The 21,867-nt window shown below is 27.9% G+C and carries 18 protein-coding genes; 3 read left to right on the forward strand and 15 right to left on the reverse strand.

Going from position 1 to position 21,867, the window contains the following annotated elements:
• Positions 1–137: 137 nt before the first annotated feature.
• The 3 genes from KQI30_RS14435 to KQI30_RS14445 all read right to left on the reverse strand — a co-directional run bounded on the left by KQI30_RS14435 (position 138) and on the right by KQI30_RS14445 (position 4,737).
• A complete protein-coding gene (locus tag KQI30_RS14435) occupies positions 138–2,120 on the reverse strand; it encodes a fibro-slime domain-containing protein (RefSeq protein ID WP_216464054.1) in 1,983 nt (660 codons plus the stop codon).
• A 193-nt stretch (positions 2,121–2,313) separates the two neighbouring features.
• On the reverse strand, positions 2,314–2,769 hold the full coding sequence (locus tag KQI30_RS14440; RefSeq protein WP_216464055.1) for a hypothetical protein: 456 nt from the start codon (positions 2,767–2,769) through the stop codon (positions 2,314–2,316).
• Positions 2,770–3,363: 594 nt separating this feature from the next.
• Positions 3,364–4,737, reverse strand: a complete 1,374-nt coding sequence (locus KQI30_RS14445) for a L,D-transpeptidase family protein (RefSeq protein WP_216464056.1) — start codon at positions 4,735–4,737, stop codon at positions 3,364–3,366.
• Between the two features lie 162 nt (positions 4,738–4,899).
• Here KQI30_RS14445 and KQI30_RS14450 point away from each other — a divergent pair, with 162 nt between their 5' ends.
• Positions 4,900–5,214, forward strand: a complete 315-nt coding sequence (locus tag KQI30_RS14450; protein WP_216464057.1) for a hypothetical protein — start codon at positions 4,900–4,902, stop codon at positions 5,212–5,214.
• Positions 5,215–5,374: 160 nt separating this feature from the next.
• Positions 5,375–5,980, forward strand: coding sequence for a methyltransferase (locus tag KQI30_RS14455; RefSeq protein WP_216464058.1), 606 nt, complete (start codon positions 5,375–5,377; stop codon positions 5,978–5,980).
• Between the two features lie 66 nt (positions 5,981–6,046).
• Here KQI30_RS14455 and KQI30_RS14460 read toward each other — a convergent pair whose 3' ends face one another.
• The 4 genes from KQI30_RS14460 to KQI30_RS14475 form a co-directional block, all read right to left on the reverse strand.
• Positions 6,047–8,062 carry an RICIN domain-containing protein gene (locus KQI30_RS14460; protein ID WP_216464059.1) on the reverse strand — a complete coding sequence of 672 codons (2,016 nt, stop codon included), beginning with the start codon at positions 8,060–8,062 and terminating at the stop codon, positions 6,047–6,049.
• Between the two features lie 169 nt (positions 8,063–8,231).
• Entirely contained in the window at positions 8,232–8,795 is a 564-nt protein-coding gene (locus KQI30_RS14465) for a DUF5662 family protein (protein ID WP_216464060.1), read from the reverse strand.
• 40 nt (positions 8,796–8,835) lie between these two features.
• Positions 8,836–9,222: a DUF2809 domain-containing protein gene (locus tag KQI30_RS14470; RefSeq protein ID WP_216464061.1), complete on the reverse strand. Its 387-nt coding sequence runs from the start codon at positions 9,220–9,222 to the stop codon at positions 8,836–8,838.
• Positions 9,223–9,322: 100 nt separating this feature from the next.
• Positions 9,323–10,192, reverse strand: coding sequence for a ComEC/Rec2 family competence protein (locus KQI30_RS14475; protein ID WP_216464062.1), 870 nt, complete (start codon positions 10,190–10,192; stop codon positions 9,323–9,325).
• Between the two features lie 392 nt (positions 10,193–10,584).
• Between KQI30_RS14475 and KQI30_RS14480 the strand changes: the two genes are divergently transcribed.
• A complete protein-coding gene (locus KQI30_RS14480; RefSeq protein WP_216464063.1) occupies positions 10,585–11,664 on the forward strand; it encodes a C40 family peptidase in 1,080 nt (359 codons plus the stop codon).
• 397 nt (positions 11,665–12,061) lie between these two features.
• Here KQI30_RS14480 and KQI30_RS14485 read toward each other — a convergent pair whose 3' ends face one another.
• From KQI30_RS14485 to KQI30_RS14520, 8 genes are all read right to left on the reverse strand, one after another.
• A complete protein-coding gene (locus KQI30_RS14485; RefSeq protein WP_216464064.1) occupies positions 12,062–12,904 on the reverse strand; it encodes a patatin-like phospholipase family protein in 843 nt (280 codons plus the stop codon).
• A gap of 106 nt (positions 12,905–13,010) precedes the next feature.
• Positions 13,011–14,399 carry a hypothetical protein gene (locus KQI30_RS14490; RefSeq protein ID WP_216464065.1) on the reverse strand — a complete coding sequence of 463 codons (1,389 nt, stop codon included), beginning with the start codon at positions 14,397–14,399 and terminating at the stop codon, positions 13,011–13,013.
• Positions 14,400–14,563: 164 nt separating this feature from the next.
• Positions 14,564–15,502 carry a siderophore ABC transporter substrate-binding protein gene (locus tag KQI30_RS14495; RefSeq protein ID WP_216464066.1) on the reverse strand — a complete coding sequence of 313 codons (939 nt, stop codon included), beginning with the start codon at positions 15,500–15,502 and terminating at the stop codon, positions 14,564–14,566.
• Between the two features lie 23 nt (positions 15,503–15,525).
• Positions 15,526–16,281 (reverse strand): iron ABC transporter ATP-binding protein, encoded by a 756-nt coding sequence (locus tag KQI30_RS14500; protein ID WP_216464067.1) that lies wholly within the window; start codon positions 16,279–16,281, stop codon positions 15,526–15,528.
• Positions 16,278–17,225 carry an iron chelate uptake ABC transporter family permease subunit gene (locus tag KQI30_RS14505; RefSeq protein ID WP_216464068.1) on the reverse strand — a complete coding sequence of 316 codons (948 nt, stop codon included), beginning with the start codon at positions 17,223–17,225 and terminating at the stop codon, positions 16,278–16,280. The genes KQI30_RS14500 and KQI30_RS14505 overlap by 4 nt, the downstream gene beginning before the upstream one ends.
• Positions 17,215–18,168, reverse strand: coding sequence for an ABC transporter permease (locus KQI30_RS14510; RefSeq protein WP_216464069.1), 954 nt, complete (start codon positions 18,166–18,168; stop codon positions 17,215–17,217). Before KQI30_RS14510 ends, KQI30_RS14505 begins: the two co-directional genes overlap by 11 nt.
• Positions 18,169–18,445: 277 nt before the next feature.
• Positions 18,446–20,458 (reverse strand): penicillin-binding transpeptidase domain-containing protein, encoded by a 2,013-nt coding sequence (locus tag KQI30_RS14515; RefSeq protein WP_216464070.1) that lies wholly within the window; start codon positions 20,456–20,458, stop codon positions 18,446–18,448.
• A gap of 62 nt (positions 20,459–20,520) precedes the next feature.
• Positions 20,521–21,741 (reverse strand): NAD(P)/FAD-dependent oxidoreductase, encoded by a 1,221-nt coding sequence (locus KQI30_RS14520; RefSeq protein WP_216464071.1) that lies wholly within the window; start codon positions 21,739–21,741, stop codon positions 20,521–20,523.
• Positions 21,742–21,867: the final 126 nt, after the last annotated feature.

Raw genomic sequence — 21,867 nt, forward strand, 5'->3', positions numbered from 1 at the left:
TAAAGCAGAATTAGAAGCAAAGAAAAAAAGAGCATCATGATAAATGCGACTAACAACGTAGTCGCATCATCATATATCTTTTATTTATTTTGATTGTCTACTTGACAGGAGTCAGATCATTGTGCAACAGCTATTTTCTATTTATTATCTTTTTTCTTAAACCAAACAAAAGCACCAGCAGCTACTAAAACTATACCTATTCCAGCAAATACTGTTACTGAAAGGCCTCCTGTTTTTGTTAATAATCCTTTTTTCTTATTATTATCATCGTCATTATTTGGTATATCTGTTACGCCTTTTACATTTTCAGTTATCTTTTTATCATAATCTAAACTTACAGAATCTTGATCTAATTTACTTTCTAATCTATTAAGCACTACCATATTCACAAGTAAACTATTATCACAATCTTCTTTTACTATGTATTCATTAGTGATTACTTCTACCTTTTCATTTGCGCCTAAACCAAAGTTATTACTATCAAAGTTCTTAATAGAATCACAAGAGAATTCCCATTTATCACTATCATATTCCTTTGGAGTTATAGCATCAGAAATAGATAACTTGTTTATAGGTAATGGATTACCATCTTTATCAACAGTCTTATTTGTAACATCGAATTTAAAAGTAACTTTATCATCCTTTTTTACGTTAGGAACAACTTTATCTTTATTACAATCATATATAATTTTTCCATCACGTTCTATAGTATTAACATTATTTTTTATTGTAGCGTTATAATCCCCAATTTTCTTTACATTAACTTTTACTTCTGCTTCATCAACTAATTTATTTTCTTCACAAGTTGCTGTTCCAACTACTTCATTTGTAATTACAGGCTCTTTTGCATTTGCATCATCTTCTGTAGCAGTATAATTTAACTCTTTATTGCATTTAACAACAATAGTTTCACCTACACTTAATGAACTTAATGCTTCTTTGAAATCATTTGTCTTTAATGTTACATTACCTTTTGAATCTTTTTTAACAAAAGAAACTTCACTATCTTTTTTTGCACCATCTTTATATATTCCACTTGTATTTACTTTAACCCCTAATAACTTACTGTTAAATTCTATATTTTTTAATGTAGAATCTCCACTATTAGTCATTGTAAATGTATAGTATATTTTTTCTCCAGCATATACAGAAGTAGCTGGTGTTTCTTTTCCATTTGCATCAATAGTATATGCATTTTCTTCAACATTTAAGTTAGGATTTCTAAAGTCCATATTTGTTTCAATAGTTAAATTAGATTCTCCAGATCCTCTTTCCATATAGAATAAATCAAAATTGTATGTTTCACCAGGCACCAAGTCTTCTAATTTATCTAATTCAACTTTTACACTCTTTTTAGCATGTACACCACCAATATCTGCAATAAGCTTACCATTAATAAATACCCATACATCATCATCTCCGGCAAATTCAAACCATTGACCTTTTTTATATGTAAACTCAGTATGTGACTCTAAAGTAAAGTGATAATTGTGACTTCCATTACATACTTGATGTGCTCTTTGCTCATTAAAGCCTTTTCCATCTGCTATAAAAAATCCACATTTTCCATAAGCTTCATCTTTATTTGAACTATCATATCCCATAGCATCTTCACCACGGCTATATAATGGTAATTCTTTTTCATCAACTATAGTATTTAATCCATCAACATCTTTAAAATAGCTATTCATATAATAGTAAGCATATCCATAGGCTGTTGAAAGTAATTTTTTCTTTACATCTTTTCCATCTTGTAATTGCTCATATAACTTTTTAGCTTCTTCTAATGTACCTCTTTCATTTTCTTTGAATTTTCTCTTCTTTATAAGTCTATTTACTTCATAATCATATCCTTTAGTAGAGAAGATTAATTTTCTACTTACAGGATCAATTCCTTCAACCATATCTTTTATTACATTTTGCTTATTATTGTCATCAGTAAAATCTGCTCCGTAAGAAAACATCTTCCAATCACTATTGAAATCTCTAACTGTTATTGGTAATGTCCTTTTTACTACCTTTCCATCATTTGCTGCTTTTACTTCTGTAATATTAAAAATAATACTACTTAAACAAATTACAGTTAATAAAAATTTGCTTATCTTGTTAATACCTTTCATCTTTTTCTCTCCTTTATGACACATTATGACTTAATTTTCATTACAAATACTAATTTACCACCTTTTTCTATATATGTCAACATGACTTTCGTAAATTTTGTCATTTTTTATATTAATATGTATACTTTTGAATATTATTCCTAGGTCAAAATTAAAAGGCAACACTGCTTTTTCTAAATGTTGCCTTTACTTACTATTTACTTTTTAATTTTTCTAAAATATACGCCAAATCATCAACTTTCTTAGAATTCTTATTCATTACCTTTGCTATATTATGGGCTATATCTAACAATACTTTTTCTTCTACCCTATTAATAGTAAATGATAGTATATCCGGTTTCTTTCCTAAAACTTTTCTAATATTGATTTTACATTCTTCAATATTGACTCCATTTTCTAATATAACTAACATAGCTATCTTTTTATTTTTTAAATTCTCCTTTATATCTTTTATATAAGATAAAGTCTCTTCCGCCATATAATTACTGCCAATGCAAATAGTAAAAACTATATTCTTATAACGATTTATATTTTTTGAAATAGAATTAGTATCTATACTTATACCTGGACCTAAAAGCACTGCTAATACATCCGATATTTTCTTGCTATAATTACTTTTACTATCACTAATAAATAAAGTACTTCTCACAATTACCTCTTTAACAATTATTTTATTAATTTATATTAATGAAAGTATGCTCTATATTACAAATAAATTCAAAAAAGGATGTATCACATTAACAAATGAAAATCTGCTTGCGATACCTCCTTTTTATTATGGCAAAGGTCAAGGCACAAGTTAGATGGCACAGGGCACAAGTAAGATTAACTTTCCCTAAAGGAAAAATATTTTAGTCCTGCCGACGGCTAAAGGTACAACTGTATTTATAGATGTATTTAGTGCATATATAGAACTGTTATACTTAAATGTTGTTTTTTACGAATCAAGAGCTTCTAGTTCAAGCTACATGAAGGCACAGCCTTCATTAGTTCCCCGTAACAGTTATATCTGAAACACCAATATCTTAAAAAACTAGCCTATACTATAACACAAAATTGTATCACTTAAAATTTCAGAAATTCCCCCAAAGGGAATTTCATCTATCACTGTGCATTGTGCACTGACACCTGTGCACTGATATATACCTGTGCCTTGTGCCCTGATATTCTATTTTGCTGAAAAAACTGCCGCACTCTGATCTCTAACTTCTTTGTGCGACAGCCCCTTTTATATAATTACATATTAAGAATAACATACAACAGGAGTTCCAGGTTCAATATTATTAAATATTGCATTTGCCACATCATAAGGAGCATTTACACAACCATGTGAACCACCATTATAATATATATTTCCTCCAAAAGCAGATCTCCATGTAGCATCATGAATTCCTATACCACCATTAAACGGCATCCAAAAACTTACTGGTGTTTCATAATTTTCTCCTCTTAGCGTTGCATTTCTTTCCTTATAATTTAATCTATATACTCCAGCTGGTGTAGCACAATTATTAGTAACATTTCCAGTTACAACATCACCTTCTGTTATAAGTTGTCCATTTTTATAAAACCATATATGTTGGGTACCAAGATTAACTTCTACATAAGTATTACCTATATCATCAGTACCTTTGGCAAAAGCTGTTTGTAAATATTCTGGAGTTCTAGAAGTAACTTGTCCATCAGTAATAGCATTTTGTAAAAATGATACTTCTCCAGACTTATCTAACACAGTTCCATAATTTCCTCCGTGTACTTCTACCATATTTCCTAAAGAAGATTTAAATTTTCTTGTATCACCTATTGTATTACATTTCGCAGCTAAAGTATCAACATAATTTATAATACTATCTTTATTTACATTAACATCATAACTATCATCAACAGTAATCCATTCATTTATAACGGAACCATCTAAAACTTCTTTTTTACCATTAAGATCGTATGTTATTTTTGAACTACAATATTTATCTAAAATATCCTTTGCTTTCTTAACCTCTTTTGAGTCTTTTGTATATTGAGGTTTTTCATAACATCCTTCTTTATCTAAATTAAAATTTCTTTTTCCCTCTATTATAGATTTTGATATTTTCTTAATCAATACATCTTTATTAACCTTATTTCCATCAACTTTATCTATAATTTCATAACCTTTATCATTATATTTAAAAGTGGGATTTTTAGGTTCAACTACATTTGCATCATTAAAGCATTGTAGTTTATCAATTTCCTCTTTTAACATATCTTCATTATATTCAACTATTTCAGATACTGTAACATCTGTTCCATGAAATATTCCCTTTATCCAACCAAACGGATTTTGTTCTTCTTTTATTCTTTTTACTTTTTCCCCTGACTTATATTTAAGTCCAATATCAGTTCCCTTTATCTCTGATTCAAATTTATCTCTGCCTTCTATTTTTAAAGTATATAACTGAATATTTTTTTCAATTTCACTATTAACCTCATCAACAGTCTTTCCTGTAGCGTTAATAGAATTTATCTTAGATCCAAAATAGAACTTGTTTGCAAAAAATATAGATATGCCCATATATGAAATAATAATTATAGCACATACAATAACGCTAACCCACCACTTGTTAATTTTAAACTTCATTCATTTTACCTCACTAACTATATTGATATAAATTAATCTTTACAACCCATGTTAATAATATCATATTTTTCAATATTTTTCATTTCTTCTTATCTATTTATATGTGTCACCCTCAAAACTTTTCCATATTATATATAGAGCAATATTTTCTAGGAGCAGTTTATGGAAGATTATAATTTCTTAGACAATCTAAACGGAGTTTCAAATTGCATCAATAATACATCGACAGATGCAACAAATGCAACAAATGCAATAAATGATTTAGCTACACTTAATTCTGTGAATAACTGGAACAATCAAGGGTTAATAAATGGATTCTTCTGTCAAAACCAATCCACTATTTTCTTATTGATATTTATGTATTGGTTCACTATATTATATTATTCTAGTTACTTATTTAACATGAATAGTTATCTTGTTAATGCTAATACTTGTGTATTAGATACAGTGCTAAATAACTGTTGTAGAAAAAAATAGTGATTTGTTTTCTTAAATAATTCACAATTTGCAAATAGTAAATTGTGAATTAACTTTATCATAATCTATTCTTTAGCTTTTTATATATAATATTTTAATATCTCACATTGTAATATATAATAAATAATTATATATATTATATATCAAGAAAGGAATACTAATGAACGACCATCACTTTGAAAAATTACTAAATATAACCACCACAGGTGAACAAAAAAAATATAATAGTTCCATCCATTATAATGTTTATGAACCAACTTCCTACGAGGCACTTGAACTACTCTTTAAGGAATATTCTTTATCTAAAACTGATACTCTTGTTGATTTTGGTTGCGGTAAAGGACGTCTTAGTTTTTATTGTAATTACTTTTATAGTTGCAGTAGTGTCGGTATAGAAATGAATCCTTATTACTATAATTGTGCTCTCGATAATATTAAATCTTTTAATAAGAAACATAAAAACACTACTAGTTCTATTAAATTTATAAATACTTTAGCAGAAAACTATCCTATAAGTTCAAAAGAAAATAAATTTTACTTTTTCAATCCATTTTCTGAGCAAATATTTATAAAAGTAATTCAAAATATACTATATTCTATAGAAGATTATCCTCGAAGCGTAGATATAATATTATATTATCCATCAGAGGATTATATTTTTTATCTTGAAAATAATACATCTTTTTCATTGATATATGAAATTCCTATAAACAAATTATATAAAAAAAATAGCCGTTATAAATTTTTAATATATAGACTAACTTAATGTAAAAAGAACTGCTGCTTTCGAAATCTTATCGTCATAGCACCAGTTCTTTTCCTTATGGATTTACTATTTAACTAATTCAAACTTCCATTGTTGACATCTATGTCCATTACTCTCCCATTGTTGTACATTTGCCTTTTTTGCGGTACTTCCATCTTTCACTTCAACCACAGATTTTCCTTTAGATATTTTGGTGGCTATTGTATATTTTCCATTACCTAAGCTAGTTATTTTAAACTTCTGATTTTCTCCAGAATTATCACTATAAATAGCAATATTAGCTCCATTTTTATTACTTTTCTTACTTACATCAAGAACTTTATCAGCATTTCCTACTTGAGATACTAACTTATAATATCCATTGCCTGCAGATACTACCTTGAATCTTTGTGCCTTTTCACCATTACCTGGATGTTGTTGAACATTAGTATTATTTTTGTAAATTCCATTGTATACATCTAAGTATTTATTACTATTTACATTCTTTATATAATAGATACCACCATCAATTAAATCACTTGATGTAGTTGTATTTGACGTATTACTGGATGTTTTAGACGTAACTACATAGTTTGATGATTGTACTCCTGGAGATTTATAAGTACTATAATTAATTTTAGTTTTAGAATTTTGTGCACCAGCATACTTTTCAGCATACTCTCTAAGCTTATTTGTTTGCATAGTATTATATGTATAATTATTTTTAGGTCTCCATGATGTAGCCTTAGATTTAGATGCTGTTACTGTTGGATAGCTTCCTTCATCAGTAAAATATCCAGTTCCATAATCATCAACTAATCCATTATTTTTGCAATTATTAAAATAATTCTTTTCTGAATAAATATTTGCATTTGTACAAGATGTATAACCTAATTTTGCTGATTCTATATAGTTATTATAACTATGAAAATAACCATATCTCATTAGCCCTGGTGCTCTAGTTTGTACATCTTTAAAAAAGTTATTTGATATTGTCATTCTAGGATATCCTGTGTATGTTGCTTTTGCAGATTCATCATCTGATGGGTACCCTAATATTAAACCATATTTATGTCCTGTAAACTTAGAGTTAGATACTGTAATATAATCCGCTTTAACACCTACATAAATAAGTTTATCAACATCCTTAGAATGTAATGATGTATTTTTAGTAAGATCATGACCTTCTAAAGTACAATGATCTATCCAAAAATTTGTTCCTACACTTATATAGATTGGAATATCATTATTCTCATTTATAGTATCTGAATGTTTTATTTGTAAATTTTTCATTATTAAATTACCAGAATTGCAAGTCTGATCTAGATAAAAATATAAGTTAGTCAAAGAAACTCCATAAGCACCAATTATAGTTTTGTTTTTACCTACTTTAACTTTTGTTAATGAATTTTTAACTATATCTTTGGTAATAACTATTGTTCTCGAATCGTCACCTAGAGAATACTTTTGAAATTCATCAAAAGTTGATACCATAACAGTTTCTCCTAATACCCCACCAATTGTTCCTGCTTTATATTTACCATCCATACTCTTGCTATATCCAGCAAATCCTTCAAGACCTGCACTATTTAATCTCCATTTTTGATTATCAGCACCAGTATATTTTGTTAATGTAACTTGTTTATCAACCCCATTGCTTGTTAAAACCATTGATGAATCTTTATAATTTTTTATCTTATAAGTTATATAATTACCTAAAGAATCTTTATCAACACCTTCTATTATCCAACATTGCTCCTGCTTATTAGCATCACCATAGGTTATACATTTTGCATTAGATGAAACTGTCCAAGACGTAGTTGATATTAATCTTCCTGTATCTTGATTTACTAACTTGAAATATCCACCATTAACATATGTGAACTTCCATCTTTCATTTTGTTCACCATTACCACTTACTACCTTTAATAAAGAACCATCTTGATTCCCTGAAACAGCTAACTTATATCCATCTAAAGTAGCTATCTCCATTTCTTGTACAGGATAATCTGTAGCAGCTAAAACTAAATTTTCTTTCAATGGCAATAATGATATTATTATTGATATCATCAATATAATTATAATATTTTTTCTATTATTCATTAGATACCCCCCTTTTACTATTTCCATTATAAAGGAATTCATTATAAACGTAAACCCATTTTATGACTTTTTTCTACATTTTACGTTTTATTCTTACTTTATATTCCATTTTAAAGTTCTCTCCTAATGTTTTTAAAGAATATCTATATAAAAAAAACTGCTACACCTATTAGTACAGCAGTTTGTCATTACTATTATTTAAAATTTCTTTAATATATCTTAAAGTTAAAATCTCTCCTCGCTCTGATAACATATTAAGTAAATATTCCAAAAGACTTCTAGTACCTTCATCCATAACATAATATTCTTTCCTAGCATCGTAATACTCTAATGGACTATTATCCCTATATTTATCTTTTAAGTAGTTTTTAGACGCACACATTCTATCAATAAACATTTCTACAACATAATTTAATGGCATCTTCATTCCTTTTAATCCTTCTTCTTCTTTTAAGCCATAATCTATCCAATATTCAAAATGATGCTTATTTCGTCCTTTATGATGTAGCCATGCTTTAGAATAACCTTCTTTTATCTTTTGTATTCCATTAGGACTTACAGTTCCTTTATAATACTTTACACCAGCAGAAAATTCAACCCATGTGTATTTTGATAAATCATGTAAAATTCCTTGCTTATATAAACCTACCTTAAAACAATATTTCATAACTAATAATTTATGATTTGTTATTGTTTTAAAATGTCCTATAAAATTACTTACTTTATTCCCCATCTCACACTACCTCTGATAAGTTTCTAAAAACAATATTATACTACTTTTTTGATACTAAAAGTAACATTTCTAAAACAAATCCAAGAATCACCCCTACTAGATAACAAATTAAATCAGTGTATACAAAACTATTTCCTAATATGAATAACCCAATAGATGTATTTTTAATATTATCTACCCATGGAATTTCACACAAATTAGAAATAGAAAAACAACTACAAATTAGCATTGAAATAACTGAAATATTAATGGCGGATATTTTCTTAAATATAAATGCTATAAATAGATATATTATAAGTGCTTTCAAAACATTCCCTAAATAATTACCAATAGATAAAGGCAAAACATTTTTATAATTTTCTATCATTATAGTCAAAATTATAGCTATAATTATACACATAAAATATGTTATTCTGTTCCTTTTCATTCTTAATCCCCTAACCTTTTGTTTTTTTGTAAATTTAAATAAAAATACACATTTACTATTATACTTTATTTTTAATAATATTTACATAAAACAAAAGTAATTATTTTTCAGTTTTAATTGATATATTTTTCCCATCTGAAGTTAATTCTATTTCTCCATGCTTATCTGTCCTAAATGTGTCAATGTCATACTTTGAAATTATATCTTTTGTTTCTTTATGAGGATGACCATAGTTGTTATTTTCACCACAACATATAATTCCATACTTTGGAGATACAGCTTTTATGAATTCATCAGTTGATGAAGTTCTTGATCCATGGTGTGCAAATTTTAAAACGTCACCTTTCAATTCTTTTGAATGTTTTTTTACAACAGCTCTTTCAGCATATGATTCAGCATCACCTGCAAATATTAACTTTACATCACCATATGTTAACTTCATTATTGTTGAGTAATCATTAAGATCTTCATAAACACTTTCTATTGGAGAATATACGTCTATAGTTGCATTACAACCTAAATCAAAATGAGTTCCTTCTTTTATTGGCTTAGCTTTAATCCCTTCCTTTACTATGGCATTTAACATTGATCTAAATGTCTCCGTTGTGTGTACTACCGGTGGCATATAAAATTCCTTTACCTTATATCTATCAAAAACTTCTGTCATCCCTCCTATATGATCTTCATGAGGATGAGTAGCAATAACTATTTCAAAATCGTCTATATTCTTTTTTTCTAATTGTTTCATTAAATGTTCTACATTACTCCTAGGTCCAGCATCTATTAAAATGTCGTAATCATTTATCTTTATATACATTGCATCACCTTGACCAACATCTAAATAATATACTTTTAAATCATCGTTTGTATTTCCTAAAGCGTCATTACTAAAAAATACTGTGAAAATCCATGATAAAATTAAAATACCACTAATTATTTTTCTATTCTTCTTTCGTAAAAACTTCATCATACATATCCTCCTAATTTTATTTATGCCATTTATTTATTACCTACAAAAGTAGTATCTCCCAGGATAATCATCTTATTAATGTTTTACTATAAAAAATAATAAAAGATTTTTATATATTTTTTTACTTTTCTATATTATATATGACCTTGTTTATTTAGGATAAATTGTATTGTTATTACAAAACTTTTTAAGATTTTATATATTTACTTTAAGCCTTTTCTATTTTACATCACAATTCTTCACCAAATGTAGAATTGTGATATATAGTATTCCCAACAAGTTTATAGTGGTATAATTGTCTCTTCATTATATCTTCATAAAGAATTATAAAAATATAATTGTAAAGATTATGCATTCGAGATATAAAAATTAATTTTTGGGGGAGATAAATAATGAAAAGAAAATATCTATCACTTATAATAGCAGCTGCTTTATTGATTGCTATGGAAGATATGGGAGAATCAGTTAATGCAACTCCAATATTAAATGAGTATCAAGAAATATTAACTAAAGTTGATAAAGCGAATTCTAATATACAAGAATTAGATGAGAAAATAAACCTATTATTATCTAAACAAGAAGATACAAAAGCATCTATAGACGAGAAATCAAAAGCAATTAATGAAAAGCAATCCGAAATAGATGTAATATACTCATTACTTAAAGATAATGAAGACGATTTCAAAGCTAGAGTTAGAGCTGTTTATAAAAATGGGAATGAGCCTGCTATTGAAGTATTAACTAATTCAAAAACTGTAGGTGACCTTATTGAAAGAGCTACTACTATTGAAAAGGTATCAAAATACGAGAAACTTATTATAGATAATATAAGAGACAATAAAAATAAATTAGAAAAAGAGCAATCTGTTTACAATAAAGAACTTAAAAAACTTAACTCATTAAATAAAAAGCTAACAGCACAAATATCTGAAACAGAAAAGGAAAAATCTAATCAGGAAAAACTATTAGCAGAAGCTAATGAATTAAAAATTAGATATTCATCTGAATTAGCTTATGTCAATGATGCTAACAATGAATCAGCACTTAACTTAAGACAAAGTACAGCAACTATCGCCTCTGCCAATATTGCTTCAAGAGGTGGCGATACAAATAATGCTACAGCAATGGCAGTGCTATCTGAAGCAGCAAATCATCTAGGTAAACCTTATGCTTGGGGTGCAAAAGGTCCAAATTCTTTTGATTGTTCTGGATTTGTTCAATACGTCTTTGGAAAAGTTGGTATAAATGCTCCTGCACCTACATATAATCAAGAAACTCTAGGTCGATATGTTCCAAAAGGTCAAGAAGAGCCTGGTGATTTAGTGTTCTTTGGTACACCAGGAAGTACTTATCACGTTGGGATATATGTAGGAAATGGCTTATATATTCATGCCCCTCAAACAGGAGATGTTGTAAAATACTCAAACTTATCTGCAGCACATGGATATAGCTTTGCAAGAAGACTTATTTAAATTAAAAAGGAGGTATCGCATTAACAAAAGTTGTTAGCGATACCTCCTTTTATTATGGCACAAGTAAAGTTGGTTTTCCCTTGCATAGAAAATATTATAGTCCTGTGGACGGCTAAAATCACAATTATATTTATATATATGTTTAGTGCATATATATATAACTGTTATACTTAAGTGTTGTTTTCATAAATCATGGGTTCCCACTCCAATCTACATGAAAGCATCGCCTTCATTAGCCCCTCGTGATAGTTCTATATAAAATACAAATATCTTAAGGAAACTATCTTAGTATATACAAAAAAATGTCTCACTTACAATTTCATCCACCACTATGCACTGATATATACCTGTGCCTTGTGCCTTCATACTTGTGCCCTGACATTCTATTTCTCTCTTTTCACATATTGATATCTATGATTCTATCCTTAATAAGTCCTATATCATAAAACGGTCGTATAAGTTTATAAGTATCTTCATATCCTTGATTCATTCTTATTTCAGCATGTTCCTTATCAAAATCTAAAGTACCACTTATAAAATTACCTTGTGATGTTTTAGGTATTATCTGAAACATATTTATCCCTGGGAAATCTGTATCCTTAACTATATTATCATTGTTTAAATGTACAACTATAATTGTCCTATATCCTATATCATACAAAGGTTTTACAGGGGTATTATCCACTATTCCCCCATCTATATATCTTTTTCCATCAATAATAACATTATCATATATAACTGGTAATGCTGATGATGCTAACAATATATCCTTAATTCTCTCCTCACTCTTATTATTTATTTTAAAATATTTCACCACTTTTTTAGGTATTTCGCAGCAACTAATAAAACATTGTACTTTAGATTGTGATACTGTATTTAAATCTACATACTTTTCCATTATCTCCAGTAATCCATCCCTAGAAAATACCCCTGTTTTTCCTTTGCTAATTAAATAAGCATTAGCAATAGAAGATGTTACTCCTGTTTCTATCAATAGTTTTTTTAAAATTTCTGCCTTATCTATCTTTAATATTTTTTCGTTTGATATATTTCTCCAAACCTCCTCTGCAATATCTATGTCCCCTTGAAGAAATAATGCAGCATTTAAAGCACCTACGGAAGTACCTGCAATCGCTGTAATTTTTTTATCTATACCAAACTCTTTTAAAGCCTTCCAGACTCCTATTTCGTAGGCTCCTTTTCCGCCTCCTCCAGATAAAACTAAAGCAACTTTATTCATATCTTAACTCCAACTAAATAATATTATTCCATAATAAATATATTCATAATCATATAAATCTATGAGACTTAAACAAAGGGGCTGTCAATACAACACCCCCTTTTATCTAAATTCTATTTTCTTCTACATCCTCAATAGATCTTCTACCATTATTTGTTATGAATTTCCAAGCTTCCCTCTCACTTCTCTCTTGCAAATCCTCTATAATATCATTACCTTTTTCTATAGTCTTTGATATTATTCTTATTAAAGCGTTCTTTTCCTCCTTTGGCAATGTTTTTAATGTTTTAACTCTAACTTCATACCTTTTAGCTCGCTCTAATAGTATTCTATGTCTCTTTATAATCTTTTCAGATCTATTTACAATATATCGTATTTTCTCCTCTTTTACCTGTTTGGTTCTTATATCAAGATTTCTAATCTTAGCTATTCCTCGCTTCATACTTTCTTGATCTAAAAAAACTAACGTATTATAATATTTCTCCACAATTTCTCGATCTTCTTTTTCGATTGTATTAGCCAACTTTTCATTCAATTCTAATATGTGTTTGTCCTTTATTATGGTCTTATAATCACCATTTACTATTTCTTCAATAATCTTTTTGTAATCATCTTCACTTTCTACATTAACTTTATTTTCAATATCTTCTATCCTCTTCAACTCATCTTTAGCTACCATTGCTTCTTCTATTGTATCAAAAACTATTCCATCAACAGTTCTCTCTTCTTTTTCTTTGGATTTTTCTTCTGACATATCTATAGATAAAAACTCTATTATCTCATAAATTTCCTTTTTACTAGCAACACCAGAATTTAATAAATATATATATAATTCTTTATTATAAGGATTTTTATCAATTATTTCTTTTACAACTAATTCTTCCTTTTCTACAGGAATTAATCCATCTCTAAAATTATTTAGTAATGCACGAGATACCTTTACATTATCTTCCTCTATATATTTTGATATATACTCTTTCCTATTTTCTCTCATAGCATCTACTAAACCATAATGAATCTTAAAAACATTATCTTCAATAGAATTTGACAATCGTTCTAACATATCTCTTATATAATTGTTCTTGTTATAACTATCACCTATAACACTACCTACAGAATTTATTATAAATTGGGCCACTTCTTTTATATTTGAGCCTTTACTTATAAAATTAATTGTATCAGAAAATTCGTCATTCAAAGTAAAGAATTTACTGTAATATTTTTTCATAAAAGTATCCTTATCAATTCCCATAATATCATTACTTATAAGATACTTAACTGCTACCTCAACATTTTTTAGTATTATGTCATTTCCTTTTTTTAAAGCTTTTTCTTTTATATCCTGCATAGTAGTAGATTCTTTGTAAAACATATCATTAAATTCTGCAGCAGCATTTTTTGATAATTCTATATACTGTCTTTTCAATTCATTATATTTTATAAAATCATCTTTAAAACCAATACTATATTTTCCTAAAATAAAACACTTTTGCATACTCCTCACCCCATAACTTCTGTTTATATTAAAATAATATTATTAAAATAATGAAATTATTCCTAAAGATATTGCCGTAGTGATTAATATTCTAGTTTAATTAGAAAATAAAAAAACTATCATATTCGAATTCCCCTTCGTTAATATGATAGTCTTTTATGATATTATTTAATTGCTTCTTCAATTTCCTTTATCATAATATCTGTTGACATTAGCCCACTTCCAAGATACCATGCTTCAGGATTTAAGTATACTATATTTCCTTTTTTATATACATCAGTATTCTTAACAACATCATTTTCTACTATATCTTTTGCAGATGCACTATCTGAACCTGTTACTGCACCTCTATCTATTACAAATAAATAGTCAGTATTGTGACTTAATAAGTATTCATAAGATATATCTTGTCCATGATTTGATACTTCTATGTTAGAATCTGCTGACTTAAATCCAAAATCACTATAAATACTTGCAAATCTTGATCCTTCAGCAAATACACTCATTGATCCATCTGATACCATTAATACTAAAGCAGTTGATCCTTCATTTTTCTTTTGTACTTTTTCTAACTTACTATCTATATCTTTTATACTTTTCTCTGCTAAGTCTTCTTTTCCAAATATCATTCCTAGATTAGTTACATTACTCTTAAGTGATTCAAAATATTTAGTACCATCTGAACCTAATAATATAGTAGGTGCAATTTTAGAAAGCTCATCATAATATTCGGCTTGTCTTCCTTCTATAATAATTAAATCTGGTTTAGCTTCATTCAACTTTTCCATACTGAATTCTTTTAATGATCCTAAATCTATATACTTATCATCTTTATATTTTTCTAAATATGATGGTAAACCTTTCTTTGGTAATGCTATTACATCAACACCAAACTTATCAAGTGTATCTATAGAACCAAAATCTAATACTGCTACTCTTTTAGGATTTTTCTTTACTTCAGTTTCCCCTTGTCTATGTGTTACCTTTATAGTTTCTCCAACTACCTCTTTATCTGCCTTACCTTTATTCATGTTGATAAAAGTGTATGATCCTAATAATACTACTATTATTATTGCTACAATTGATAAAACTTTTTTATTCATAATTATGTCCTTCTCCTTCTATATTAAAAATAAATACATATTTTATTTCCACCAATTTCCTTGATGTCAAATTTTATTTCATATATATCTTCTAAGATTTTTTTATCAATAATCTTTTCTGTACAATCATTATGAAGTACTTCACCATTTTTTAATATAACTATCTTATCAGAATATACTGATGCAAAATTAATATCATGCATTACTATAACTACTGTCTTTCCTAATTCATCAACTAGGTTTCTTAATACTCTCATCATCTCAACAGAATGTTTCATATCTAGATTATTAAGTGGCTCATCAAGTAGTATATACTCTGTATTTTGAGCAATAACCATAGCAATATATGCCCTTTGTCTTTGACCTCCACTAATTTCATCTAAATATCTGTCTTCTATGTCTTTAAGCTTCATGTATTCTATTGCTTCATTTACATACTTTATATCTTCTTCTTTTAACTTTCCATCACAATGAGGATATCTTCCAAAACTAACAATTTCCTTTATTGTTAATCTAACATTAATGTTATTAGTTTGTTTTAAAATAGCTATTTTCTTAGATAATTCTTTAGTATCCCATTGTTCTAAAGTCTTTCCATCAATTTTTATCTCACCGGAATCACTTCTCATGATTCTTGAAATCATTGATAAGACCGTACTTTTTCCTGCACCATTAGGCCCAATTAAAGATGTTATTTTTCCTTTTTCTATATCTAAAGATACATTGTTTACAACAACTTTATCTCCATATTTTTTTACTAAATTTTTTACCTCAATCATGCTCTAGCCTCCTTCAAAAGAAGATATATAAAGTAAATCCCACCAATAAAGTTTATAATTATACTGACAGTACTACTAAAGTTAAAAATTCTCTCCACAAGTATTTGTCCACCTAATAGAGCAATAATACTAATTAGCATTGCTCCTACTATAAGCAGACTATGTTTATAAGTTTTAAAATATTGATAAGTTAAGTTAACTACTAGTAATCCCAGGAATGTAACTGGTCCTACTAATGCAGTAGAAACTGCAACTAGTATTGATACAACTAATAATATTTTTTTCGAAAACTTATCATAATCGATTCCTAAGTTTATAGCATTATCTCTTCCAAGTAACATTACATCTAACTTCTTTATATCATCATAAATTACTGCAAAAATAATTAAAATTATAATCATAGATATCATTAATATATCAGTATTAACATTATTAAAGTTAGCAAACATCTTACTTTGTAAATTTACAAATTCATTTGGATCTATAAGTACTTGCATAAACGAAGTCATAGATTTAAGTAAAGTTCCTATTACTGTACCTACTAACAATAAGAAGAATATATTGTTTCCTCTTTTAAAGATTGTTTTATATAATATCATTGTACCAATAATCATAACTAATAAAGAAAATAAAAAATTTACTTTTCTATTTGTCATCATTATGCTGCTTGATCCAAATAAAAATATTACTATAGTTTGACCAAACATATATAAGGAATCTAATCCTAATATACTAGGGGTTAATATTCTATTATTTGTAACTGTTTGAAATATCATTGATGAAAAGGCTATTGTTCCACCTGTTATAACAATAGCTATAACTCTTGGAATTCGCTTTGATAAGTTATAATTCCAATTCACCTCATTTAATCCTTGAAATAGGAATATTGACACTACTAATACAGCAATACCTATTAGCAGATAAATCTTATTTTTATCCTTCATTTTTCTTCCTCCTAAAGATAAGATAAAGGAATATAATGCTTCCTATAACCCCAACTGTCAAACTAATTGGTATTTCATATGGAAAAATAATTATTCTTCCTATAATATCGCATATTAGTACAAAACATGCCCCAAATAAAGCTGTGTTCCATATATTTTTTGCTACATTATCACCATTAAACAAAGATACTATATTGGGAACTATCAATCCTATAAAAGGTATATTTCCTACTGTTATAACAACTATTGCTGATAAAATAGCTACTATTATAAGTCCAATATTAGATACCATTGAATAATTAATACCTAAGTTTAATGCGATATCTTCACCCATCCCAATAATGGTAAACTTGTTAGCATATAATGCTGCTATTATTATTAATGGTACTGTTAAATATAACATTTCATAGTTACCTTTTATTACCATAGAAAATTTCCCTTGAGTGAATGAACTCATAACTTGAACTAAATCATATTTATATGCGAAAAAATCTGTTATGGAACCAATAACATTACCAAGCATAATTCCTACCAATGGTATAAAGATTATATTTTTAACTTTTATTTTATTTAACATAGTCATAAATAGGAATGTACCTATTAATGCAAAAATAAATCCCATTAACATCTTTTGTGAAAGTGTCGCTTTGTTAAATATCATCATTGATATTAAGACACCAAACATTGCCGAATCTACTGTTGCCGCAGTTGTTGGCGATACAAATTTATTATTACTAATTTGTTGCATAATAACCCCTGCAATGCTCATTGCAACAGCAGCTATTACTATGCTTATTAATCTTGGTATTCTTGTTAAAGATAATATATTTAATTTATCAGTATCACAACGTATTATGTCCATAATTGCAATATCATGAACACCTACAAAAATTGAAATTAAAGCCAATATAATAAATAAAGGTATTAAAATACGCTTTTTCATATGTCCTCCTACAGCAAGTAATGTAATTGATAATTGTTTTCAATTGCACGGTTATTTTACCTTTTTTTTGTTCTATTGTCAACACTAAATACAAAAAAATAAAACATATTATCTATTTATGTTTTAATATGTAACCTACTTAACTTGTGATATTTTTTTCTCGTAGAAAATTAAACTCTTTTATACCTTCTACCTATGTCCTAATTTTCACCACAATAAAAAGACCTATCGCTAATAAATTTTCATTTATTAATACGATAGGCCTTTTTCTCAACTACTATTTTACTGTTTCTAAAGCTGCTTTAATTTTTGGAATAACATAATGACTTCCACCTTTATCTTTGACATCTTCAACCATAGATACTACTAATAAATTATTATTATCTTTATTTATAGTCATAGCTGCAAACCATCCAAGTTCGGTTCCATCTGTATCATCTTGACTTTTCTTTATTTCTGCAGTACCAGTCTTTGCCGCTATAGTAAGTCCATCTATTTTTGCTTCACGACCAGTTCCAGCTGGATCTTCCACTACAGATACCATTGTATTTAATACTGTAGAAGCTGTATCTTTTGACATAACATTTTCTTTCCATACTTTTGATGCATTATTACTTTCTAATGTTGGCATCATCATATTACCATCATTTAAAAATGCAGTATACATAGATGCTAAATGTAATGGATTTACTAAAAGTTTCCCTTGACCATATCCAGTATCAGCCAATTGGATATCATCTTTAAATTTATCATCATCAGCAAATTGAGATGAATATAATCCATATTGAAGTGGTATCTTTTCACCAAATCCCATTTTAGTTAAATCTTTTGCAAAGTTTTCCTTTCCAACATCTAATGCAACTTGTGCAAAATAAATATTATCAGAATACACCATTGCTTTTGTTAAATTTGTACTTGCTCCATAATCTGTAACCCTTGTTATTGAATAATCACCCCAGCTATTATCTTTTTTCCAACTCTTACCACTTATATTTTTAGAACCAGTAGCATCAATAGATTTATTTTCTAGACCTATAGCTGCAGTTATTGGTTTAAAAGATGAACCTGGTGCAAAAGTACTTTGAAATCTATTAAATAAAGGCTTTTTATCATCATTATTAAGTTCTGACCATTTGCTATCGGATATTCCTAAAATAAAATCATTAGGATCATAGGATGGTGTACTTACCATTGCTAACACTTCTCCTGTATTAGGATTCATCGCTACAGCAAATCCTTTATCACTTTCTAATTGTCCATATAACAGTTTTTGCATATTACTATCAATAGTAACTGTAACATCTTCTCCATCTTTAAGTTTTGATGATGCTACTACATTCTTCTTTTCACCATCTTTATCTTCAATATATATTTCTACACCATCTGTTCCTCTTAATGTATCTTCATAGGCTTTCTCTAATCCTACTTTTCCAATAACTGAACTTGATGAATATCCTTTTCCTTTATTCTTTTCTAATTCATCAGCTGTAATATTTTGAACATATCCTGTTAAATGTGCTGCTTCACTACCTAATGGATATACTCTAGCTTCTTTATCATTAATCATTACTCCTGGTACATTAAGTAATTCAGTAACTTTTTCATCTGAAGCTGAAATATCTTTTATAGGAACAAAAGTATCATCTTGCACATATGATGCAGTAATTTCAGTATTTATATATTCCTCGCTTACATCTAAAAGATTTGCGATTTTTTTGATATTATCTTCTTTTGTATCCCCTAACTTACCTGGAACAATACCAACTTCACTAATAGTACCATCCTCAGCTAAAACATTACCATCCTTATCCAAAATGCTACCACGCTTTGCTTTTGTATCATTAACTCTTACTTTATCACTACTACCTAGGTCTGGGAAAATCATCTTAGATGACCATTCGATACCGTCATCCTTCCTTATCACTGCAGTATTTGTAAATTCCACTTCTCCAGCAACAGTATTCATTGTAGATTTATATGTAACATTATAATCTGATCCGTCTTTCTTAACTTTTAAAACTTTATTCTTAACATTTGTTGCTTCAATACCTTCATATATATTTTTGTTTCTCTTTACAAAATCCTCTTTTGATATATTACTTTTACTTCCTTTTGTTGTTTTTGAGTACATTTCTTCATACTTTTTTTCATTAATCAATTTCGTGTATTCTTCTAAAACTGTTTCTGGATTATACTTATTCTTATTTACATAAAAAATAGTACCACCAACAGCTAAAATTATAGCTACTGTTCCAGAAATAGCTATTGCTATTTTTACACCTTTTTTCATTCCACTTCTTCCCCCTATTAGTTACTTTTAATACATTATACCATATAATAGCATTAATAACTTTAACTTGTAACCGCTTTTGTACTATTTCCTGCCAAATATCCTGTTGAAAATGCAATTTGCAAATTATATCCTCCTGTTTCAGCATCTATATCTATAACTTCCCCTGCAAAATACATATTGCTTATAATTTTCGATTCCATTGTTGACGCATTAATTTCTTTAACCTTAACGCCACCGCTAGTTACCATAGCAGCTTTTATACTCAAAGTTTCTATAATTGTTAATTTCATCTCTTTTATATAGCTAATAATTTTATTTTCATCTTCCTTTTTTAAATCACTAGCTTTCGTTTCCAATACCCCTACCATAGATAAAATCTCTTTTAAGAAGTTTTGAGGTAACAATCCCCTTAAGTTATTAATGATAGTCTTATTTGAATTAGATCTTATTTGCTTTGATAATTTTTCTCTGCTCCATTCTTTTAGAAAATCTACTGATACCTCTACTTCTTCATTAACTAAAGCCTTATTAATATATGATGATAACTTTAAAACACCAGGTCCTGATATACCAAAATGAGTAAATATCATATCACCTTGTATTTCTATCTTCTTTTTCTTTATTTTAGTACTAAAAACTGCATCTTTCATCGATACGCCTTGTAATTTTTTTACAAACCCATCTTTTGTAACTAATGGAATTAATGCAGGATATAATGGTGTGATACTATGGCCATACTTTTCTAATATATGATACATTGAACCATCAGATCCTGTGTTTGGCACACTTTTTCCTCCAGTAGTAACTATAACTTTTTCACCGAAAATACTTTTTCCTCCTTCTATAACTATACCTTTTACAACATCTTCTTCTACTATTAAATCTATAACTTTAGCATCGTAAATAACTTTAACTTTACTTTTATCTAAATCCTTCTTTAAAATTTCAATTACTTCATCAGCTTTATCGCTCATAGTATATACTTTTTCATCATATTCTACTTTATAATTTAACCCTCTATCACTAAAATACTTTAAAAGATTTTCATTTGTAAAAGTATAAAAGGCACTATATAAAAATTTATTATTTGTAACTACTTTATCAAAAAATTCCTCTATATATCTATTATTGGTAATGTTGCATCTTCCACCACCAGTTAATTTTAATTTCTTACCTAACTCATTATTTCTTTCTACTAATACTACTTCATTATATTTTGCTGCTTCTAATGCCGCCATCATTCCAGCTGGGCCACCGCCAATTACTATTACTTTTGACATATCATTTCTCCTCGTATAATTAATTTTGTAGTGAATTTAATATGTATTTCCAGTAATAAAATTCACTACAATATGCTAAAGATTACTGGAAATTATATAGACTGTATAGAATTACTCCTAAATGTC

The organism is Clostridium bornimense (assembly GCF_018917145.1).
GTDB classification, from domain to species: Bacteria; Bacillota; Clostridia; order Clostridiales; family Clostridiaceae; genus Clostridium_AN; species Clostridium_AN bornimense_A.